The sequence below is a fragment of the Allobosea sp. P1_A7 genome, from assembly GCF_056406775.1.
This window is the reverse complement of record NZ_JBFTZN010000278.1, coordinates 1-7,605: the sequence shown is the minus strand read 5'-3', so window position 1 is coordinate 7,605 and position 7,605 is coordinate 1. Positions and strand designations below refer to the sequence as shown.

General features: G+C 64.9%; 8 protein-coding genes and 1 pseudogene. 2 read left to right on the top strand and 7 right to left on the bottom strand.

The features are described from left to right. Nucleotides 1-228: pseudogene (locus AC1D34_RS30905) on the bottom strand (efflux RND transporter periplasmic adaptor subunit); the annotation flags it as partial. Between the two features lie 20 nt (nucleotides 229-248). Further along, nucleotides 249-890, bottom strand: a complete 642-nt coding sequence (locus tag AC1D34_RS30900) for a TetR/AcrR family transcriptional regulator (RefSeq protein WP_441492729.1) — start codon at nucleotides 888-890, stop codon at nucleotides 249-251. A 237-nt stretch (nucleotides 891-1,127) separates the two neighbouring features. Here AC1D34_RS30900 and AC1D34_RS30895 point away from each other — a divergent pair, with 237 nt between their 5' ends. Together AC1D34_RS30895 and AC1D34_RS30890 are read left to right on the top strand one after the other, a co-directional pair. After that, complete coding sequence (locus AC1D34_RS30895) at nucleotides 1,128-1,931, top strand: glutamine amidotransferase (RefSeq protein WP_441492728.1); 804 nt, start codon at nucleotides 1,128-1,130, stop codon at nucleotides 1,929-1,931. Beyond that, entirely contained in the window at nucleotides 1,928-3,169 is a 1,242-nt protein-coding gene (locus AC1D34_RS30890) for an NAD(P)/FAD-dependent oxidoreductase (protein WP_476826283.1), read from the top strand. The genes AC1D34_RS30895 and AC1D34_RS30890 overlap by 4 nt, the downstream gene beginning before the upstream one ends. A gap of 159 nt (nucleotides 3,170-3,328) precedes the next feature. Here AC1D34_RS30890 and AC1D34_RS30885 read toward each other — a convergent pair whose 3' ends face one another. From AC1D34_RS30885 to AC1D34_RS30865, 5 genes are all read right to left on the bottom strand, one after another. Next, on the bottom strand, nucleotides 3,329-4,114 hold the full coding sequence (locus AC1D34_RS30885; protein WP_069878688.1) for a succinate dehydrogenase iron-sulfur subunit: 786 nt from the start codon (nucleotides 4,112-4,114) through the stop codon (nucleotides 3,329-3,331). Nucleotides 4,115-4,128: 14 nt separating this feature from the next. Beyond that, nucleotides 4,129-5,961, bottom strand: a complete 1,833-nt coding sequence (gene sdhA, locus AC1D34_RS30880) for a succinate dehydrogenase flavoprotein subunit (RefSeq protein ID WP_043242101.1) — start codon at nucleotides 5,959-5,961, stop codon at nucleotides 4,129-4,131. 5 nt (nucleotides 5,962-5,966) lie between these two features. After that, nucleotides 5,967-6,359: a succinate dehydrogenase, hydrophobic membrane anchor protein gene (gene sdhD, locus AC1D34_RS30875; protein WP_476826282.1), complete on the bottom strand. Its 393-nt coding sequence runs from the start codon at nucleotides 6,357-6,359 to the stop codon at nucleotides 5,967-5,969. A gap of 11 nt (nucleotides 6,360-6,370) precedes the next feature. Continuing rightward, a complete protein-coding gene (sdhC, locus tag AC1D34_RS30870) occupies nucleotides 6,371-6,766 on the bottom strand; it encodes a succinate dehydrogenase, cytochrome b556 subunit (protein ID WP_441492726.1) in 396 nt (131 codons plus the stop codon). Nucleotides 6,767-6,922: 156 nt separating this feature from the next. Beyond that, the coding region (locus AC1D34_RS30865; RefSeq protein WP_476826281.1) for a MaoC family dehydratase at nucleotides 6,923-7,605 on the bottom strand (683 nt) is incomplete at its 5' end.

Genomic DNA, 7,605 nt, shown 5'->3' with positions numbered 1-7,605 from the left:
AACCAGAACCTCGTCGCGCGCGATCATCGAGCCGGAGACCACGACGCTCTGCACGATTTCCGCGGTCGTGGCCGGGGTAACCGTCACGGCCGGGCCATGGGCGGGAGCCGTTGCCTGCGCGGCCGCGCTGGCTGGCGTCTGGGCCGAGGCCGAGACAGACGGCAGCAGCGCCAGGGTCAGCAGGAACAGGGCAGCCAGGCGCGTCAGCGCGAGGGGAAGCGGCAACATGGTGATAACCTTCGAATCAGTCATGGCTGATTTGTGTGTGGGGATTGCAGGCGCATTGCCTGAGCCAATCCGCGCATCGCGGTGAACATCGTCTCGGCAGCAGCTTCGGTGTCGAAATTCGGATCCAAGGCGCGCCGGCAGAAGAAGCCGTCGGCAAGCATCGACATCGCCTGCAGGAAGCGGACCTCGTCGAGATCGGCCGGCAGCTCGCCGCCGTCCTTGGCCGCGGAGACCGCGACCGTCAGGCCTGTCATGACCATGCCGTCGATATCGGCGCACATCGCCGCCATTTCCGGATTGCGTGCGGCTTCCGCCCAGATCTGCAACGCGATGATGGCCTTTTCGCGCGGCTCATCGACGAGATGCCGCCGCGCAAGTGCCTCGAGCTGGTCAAGGAGGTTGCCGGCGCGCGGATCAAGCGCCGCGAAATCTGCGACGATCGAAGCCCGGTCCCGCTCGGCCATCCCAGCGATGATCACGTCCTTGGAGGCGAAGTAGCGGTAAAGATTGCCCGGGCTCATGCCGGCCTCGGCCGCAACGTCATTCATCGTTGCGGCATGGAAACCGGCGCGCGCGAAGACGCGCTCCGCCGCATCGAGGATGCGCGAATGGCGCTCCGTCAGGGCACGCTCGGAAGAGGCGAAGGCAAAGGGTGGTGGCAAACGAGGAATCCGAAATGAGAATGAACGTTCATTCTCATGACCTATCGTGAACTTGAAGTCAAGAAGCGTGCGCTCCCGGCGGAATCAGGGCGCCGCCATGCAAAAAACACCTGCGCGCCATGCAACCCTGGCGCATGAATTGCTTGCTCGGTCCCGCATGGAACCGCATTGTCAGTTCATGGATGGATGGTGCGCCACTGGGCGCGACCTTGGCGCGTGAGCGATCCGAAGCCCGTGATGAACGATCAGCCCTTTCGTCTCAGCGCTGCCCGCAAGCTCCGCTCCCCCCTTCGCCCCAGCAGGAACAGGCCGGCACCGAAGCCTGTGCTGATCGTCCTGCACCAGGAACATTCGACCTCCGGCCGGGTCGGCCGCCTTCTGGCGGCGCGGGGGCACGCGCTCGATATCCGCAAGCCGCGCTTCGGCGATCCGCTCCCGGTGACCATGCGCGATCATGCCGGCGCCGTGATCTTCGGCGGCCCGATGAGCGCCAACGACCCCGATGATTTCGTCAAGGCCGAGATCGACTGGATCGGCACCTGCCTGAAGGAAGAGGCCCCCTTTCTCGGCATCTGCCTGGGCGCCCAGATGCTCACGCGACATCTGGGCGGCACCGTCTACACGCACCCACAGGGCCGGGCCGAGATCGGCTATTACGATCTTGCGCTGACGGAAGCCGGGCATTCGCATGCGAGCGAGGCCGGCTTCGCCTGGCCCTCGACCGTGTACCAATGGCATCGCGAGGGCTTCGATTGCCCTAGCGGCGCCGAATGCCTCGCAACCGGGGGCGATTTCCCGGTCCAGGCCATTCGCTCGGGCCCCAAGGCCTATGGCATCCAGTTTCATCCCGAGGTGACCCCGGCGATGATGTGCCGCTGGTCGGTGCGCGCGCATGAGCGCACCCTGATGCCCGGGGCCCAGCTGCGCCATCAGCATCTCGAAGGCTGGTATCGCTATGATCCCGCCGTCAGGGCCTGGCTCGACGGCTTCCTCGACCACTGGCTGCACGTGCCGGTGGATGGAGAGACCTCCCTCGCATGACCCGTACCTCGCTTGTCTTCGGCGCCGGCATTGTCGGCGTCTCCTGTGCGCTCGCGCTGCAGAAACGCGGCTTCATGGTCACCCTGATCGACCGGCGCGAGCCCGGCAGCGAAACCTCCTACGGCAATGCCGGCGTGGTCAGCCCGACCTCCGTCGTCCCGCTCAACAATCCCTCGCTCTGGAAGAGCCTACCGAACTATCTCGGCAACCAGCACGCTGCCGTGCGCTATCGCTGGGGCCACCTGCTGCGGAATCCCGGCTGGGTCCTGCGCTTCCTCGCCGAGACGCGCCCATCCCGTCTCGCGCCGCGCGTTGCCGCACTCCAGGGTCTGACGGCTCAGGCCCTGACCTTGCACAAGGCGTGGATGGCAGAGGCTGGAATCAGCCATCGCCTGCGTGAAACCGGTACGCTGAAGCTCTGGCGCAGCGAGGCCGGTCAACAGGCTGCCCGCACCGAGCAGCAGTGGCTCGAGGATCATGGCTTTCGTGCCGACTATCTCGATCGGCAGGCCCTTTCGGCGGTCGAGCCCGATCTCAACCCGATCTTTTCGGCCGGCCTGTGGTTGCGGGACAACGGCTCGGTCGACTGGCCGCAGGCCGTGGTCGCAGCCTATGCGGCGCTCTTCGCCGCGCGCGGCGGCAAGATCGTCCGCGCCGCCGCCTCAGGGCTCTCCAGGACACCCCAGGGCTGGCGCGCTACGACCGATTCCGGCAGCTTCGATGCCGGAATCGCCGTGGTCGCGCTCGGCCCATGGAGCACCGACCTGCTGCACCCGCTCGGGCTGAGCGTCCCGCTCAATGTCGAGCGCGGTTATCACCGCCATTACAAGGCAGGCGACGGGCGCAGCCTTTCGCGCCCGTTCTACGACGTCGAATCCGCCTACTTCCTCGCGCCGATGGAAAAGGGCTACCGTCTGACCAGCGGTGTCGAGCTCGCAAACCGGGATGCGCCTTCGAATTTCGCGCAGATCGACGCCGTCCTGCCACGGGCGAAGGAAGCATTTGACCTGACCGAGGCGACCGAAGCCACGACCTGGCGCGGAGCCAGGCCGACCCTGCCCGATTCATTGCCGATGATCGGGGCAGCGCCGCGGAATCCCGGTCTCTGGCTCGCCTTCGGCAGCCAGCATATCGGCTTTGCGACGGGGCCCGTCACCGGCGAAATCCTGGCTGCGCAGATCTGCGGCGAGAAGCCGATCGCCGATCCGGCCCCATTCGCGCCGACGCGATATCTCTGATCCCGAGGATCCGGTCGCGCGCCCAGGCCAGCCCGATATCGCCAATCAGTCTCCGGCGCATCGGGCGAGAGCCGAAGCCTCTCCCCGAAATGCGCCCAGGACGCCTAAGCCGGCGCAGGCCGTCGCGTCAGACGACCACACCGTCGAATGAGTGGCGCCTCAGACCTGCCGCGCCACCATCATCTTCTTGATCTCTGCGATCGCCTTGGCCGGGTTCAGGCCCTTCGGGCAGGCATTGGCGCAGTTCATGATCGTGTGGCAGCGATAGAGCCGGAAGGGATCCTCCAGGTCGTCGAGGCGCTCGCCGGTGGCCTCATCGCGGGAGTCGATCAGCCAGCGATAGGCCTGAAGCAGCACGGCAGGACCGAGATAGCGGTCGCCATTCCACCAGTAGCTCGGGCAGGACGTCGAGCAGCAGGCGCAGAGGATACACTCATAAAGGCCGTCGAGCTTCTCGCGGTCCTCCTTGCCCTGCGCCCACTCCTTCTCCGGCGCCGGCGTCGTGGTCTTGAGCCAGGGCTCGACCGAAGCGTGCTGCGCATAGAAGCGTGTGAGGTCCGGCACCAGATCCTTGATCACCGGCATATGCGGCAGTGGATAGATCGCGACCTTGCCCTTCGAGCCGCACTCATCGATGCCGGTGGTGCAGGCCAGCCCGTTCTTGCCGTCCATGTTCATGGCGCAGGAGCCGCAGATGCCCTCGCGGCAGGAGCGCCGGAAGGTCAGCGTCGGGTCGATCTTGTTCTTGATCCAGATCAGGGCGTCGAGGACCATCGGTCCGCAATCCTCGCGGTCGACATAATAGGTGTCGGTGCGTGGATTCTCGCCGGTATCCGGGTTCCAGCGATAAACCTTGAACTCGGTCAGCTTCTTGGCGCCGGCCGGCTTCGGCCAGGCCTTGCCTTCGGTCAGTCGTGAGTTCGCGGGGAGATTGAATTCGGCCATCGGTCAGATCGTCCTCAATACACCCGCGCCTTGGGCTTGATGTACTCGATATCGTTCGAGAGCGTGTAGGTATGGACCGGGCGGTCGTCGAGCGTGACGGTCCGCTTCTCGTCGTCGATCCAGGACAGGGTGTGCTTCATCCAGTCCTTGTCGTCGCGCTCCGGATAGTCCTCACGGGCATGGGCGCCACGGCTTTCCGGACGATTCAGCGCCGAATCCATCGTAACGACGGCCTGCGTGATCAGGTTGTCGAACTCGAGCGTCTCGACCAGATCCGAATTCCAGATCAGCGAACGGTCGGTGGTCGCGATGTCGGAGGCACCGGCCCAGACCTCGTGGATCAGCTTGTGGCCTTCCTGCAGCGTTTCGCCGGTTCGGTAGACGGCGCAGTTGTCCTGCATCGTCTTCTGCATACGGTTGCGCAGCTCCGCCGTCGGGGTGCCGCCCGAGGCATTGCGGAACTTGTCGAGGCGGGTCAGCGCGAGATCGGCCGATGACTTCGGCAGCTCGGGCTGCTTTTCGCCCGGCGTCACGATTTCGGCGCAGCGCAAACCGGCGGCACGTCCGAAGACGACCAGATCGATCAGCGAGTTCGAGCCGAGGCGGTTGGCGCCATGCACCGAGACGCAGGCCGCTTCGCCGATCGCCATCAGGCCAGGCACCACGGTATCGGGGTTGCCGTCGACTTTGGTCAGCACCTCGCCATGATAGTTCGTCGGGATGCCGCCCATGTTGTAGTGCACCGTCGGCAGGACCGGGATCGGCTCGCGGGTGACATCGACGCCGGCGAAGATCTTGGCGCTCTCCGAGATGCCCGGCAGGCGCTCGTGCAGAATCTTCGGGTCGAGATGATCGAGATGCAGGTAGATGTGGTCGCCGTTCTTGCCGACGCCGCGTCCGCCACGAATCTCCATGGTCATCGAACGCGAGACGACGTCGCGAGAAGCCAGATCCTTGGCGGAGGGAGCGTAACGCTCCATGAAGCGCTCGCCCTCGGAATTGGTGAGATAGCCGCCCTCGCCGCGAGCCCCTTCGGTGATCAGGCAGCCGGCGCCATAGATGCCGGTCGGGTGGAACTGCACGAACTCCATGTCCTGCAGCGGCAGGCCGGCACGCAGCACCATGCCGCCACCGTCGCCGGTGCAGGTATGGGCCGAAGTCGCCGAGAAATAGGCGCGGCCATAGCCGCCGGTCGCCATGATCGCCATCTTCGAGCGGAAGCGATGCAGCGTGCCGTCATCGAGCTTGAGCGCGATCACGCCCCGGCAGACGCCATCCTCGTCCATGATCAGGTCGATGGCGAAGTACTCGATGAAGAACTCGGTGTTGTAGCGCAGCGCCTGGCCATAGAGCGTGTGCAGCATGGCGTGGCCGGTGCGGTCGGCGGCAGCGCAGGTGCGCTGGGCCGGAGGACCGTTGCCGAAATCGGTGGTCATGCCGCCGAAGGGCCGCTGATAGATCTTGCCGTCCTCGGTGCGCGAGAAGGGCACGCCCCAATGCTCGAGCTCATAGACGGCCGCCGGCGCATTGCGCACGAGATACTCGATCGCGTCCTGGTCGCCGAGCCAGTCCGACCCCTTGACGGTGTCGTACATGTGCCACTGCCAGGTGTCCTTGCCCATGTTGCCAAGCGAAGCGGCAACGCCTCCCTGCGCGGCGACGGTGTGCGAGCGGGTCGGGAACACCTTGGAGATGCAGGCAGTCCTCAGGCCCGCTTGCGAGCAGCCGACCGTCGCGCGCAGTCCCGCACCGCCGGCGCCGACAACCACGACGTCGAAGGTGTGATCGGTGATCGGATAGGCCTGGCCTGTATAGGCCGGGACCGATTGGGCTCTGGTGATCGCCATCGGGTTCAGCCTCCGAAAGAGAGTTTCAGGATCGCGAAGACGCAAGCTGCGCCGATCGCGATCGCAAAGAAGGTGTTGGCCATCACGGCGAAGATCTTCAGCCCTTCGTGGTGGACATAGTCCTCGATCACGACCTGCATGCCGAGACGCATATGGACCGCGCCCGACAGGGTGAAGAGCAGCATCAGGATCGCGACCAGCGGGTGCGACAGCGTCGCGACAGCAGCCGCATAGGGCTTGCCGAAGAGCGAGATCACAACGCCGAGGAAGATGATCGTCAGAAAGACGTTCGCCACGGCGGTGACGCGCTGCAGCCAGAAATGGCCGGTGCCGGACTTGGCCGAGCCGAGACCGCGAACGCGGCCGAGCGGGGTACGCATGGAAGAATTTGACGACATGACGAAACTCCTCAGCGCATCGCGTAGGCGACGATCCAGAGCAGGATCGTCAGGCCCGCCGAGACGAAGACGCTGTACTTCGCCATATTCATGCGCGTCTCGGGGTCGTAGCCGTACCCCATGTCCCAGACGAAATGGCGCAGGCCGCCGACCATGTGGTGCAGTAGCGCAAAGGAATAGCCGAACAGCACCAGGCGCCCCAGGAAGGAGCCGGCAATCGCCTGAGCCGTTTCATAGGCCCCCGGCCCCGAGGCGGCGGCCACGAGCCAGGCGGCGATGAGGACCGTGCCGGCATAGAGCGCCGAGCCGGTGACGCGATGCGCGATCGACATCGCCATGGTCCAGGACCAGCGGTAGATTTGCAGATGCGGCGAAAGCGGGCGCGCGATCGGTTTGGTTTCGGCCAAGATGAACTCTCCGACTCTGCGGCCCGCCGGGGGCCCGATCCATTTGGGAATGGTTCTAGAGTGATTGGCTCTCTATAGAAACCGTTCCCGCGCTGCAATGCGAGGCAGCGAATCGGTGGTTACATAAATCTCAATCTGTAACTTTATGCTTACCCGTCAGCGCGGCAACAGCACCCAATAATCGAGATCGAGGATGACACCACCGGCATATTGATCGCCCAGCTTCAAGGGGTACTCCCCGCAAGGCAGGTTCTTGGTCGCGACGAGACGCAGGCGCAGGGCGCCGACATCGCTGCGGCCCGGCAACTCAGCCTTCTCCAGCACCTCGCTCCAGGCATAGACCGTATCGCCCGCGAAAAGTGGCGCGACATGCCTGCCACCATTGATCGCCGCGATGTGAAGGCCGTTTCCGAGTCCGTTGTACGATAGGGCACGGGCCAGGCTGATGACATGGCCGCCATAGATCAATCTCTTGCCGAAACGCGTCTCGCGCGCGCCAYAGGCGTCGAAATGCACCTTTGCGGTGTTTTGGTAGAGACGGGTCGCAAGCTGATGCTCGGCCTCCTCCACCGTCATGCCGTCGACATGGTCGATGCGTTCGCCGACCGCATAATGGCCCCAGCGAAACGCCGAGCCCGCGAGCGCATCGTCATAGGCGGTGAGATCGAGTGTCGGGCAGCCCTCGCCAAGCTCTTCGGGAGCGACGACCTTCGGAAGTTCGGGCACCTGCTCGGCATGCGCCGGGGCTCCCGGTTCGCGTTTGCGCACCAGCACCCAGCGCGCATAGCTCAGCACGATTTCGCCCAGTTGGTTCCGGCCGATCGAGCGGACATAGACGA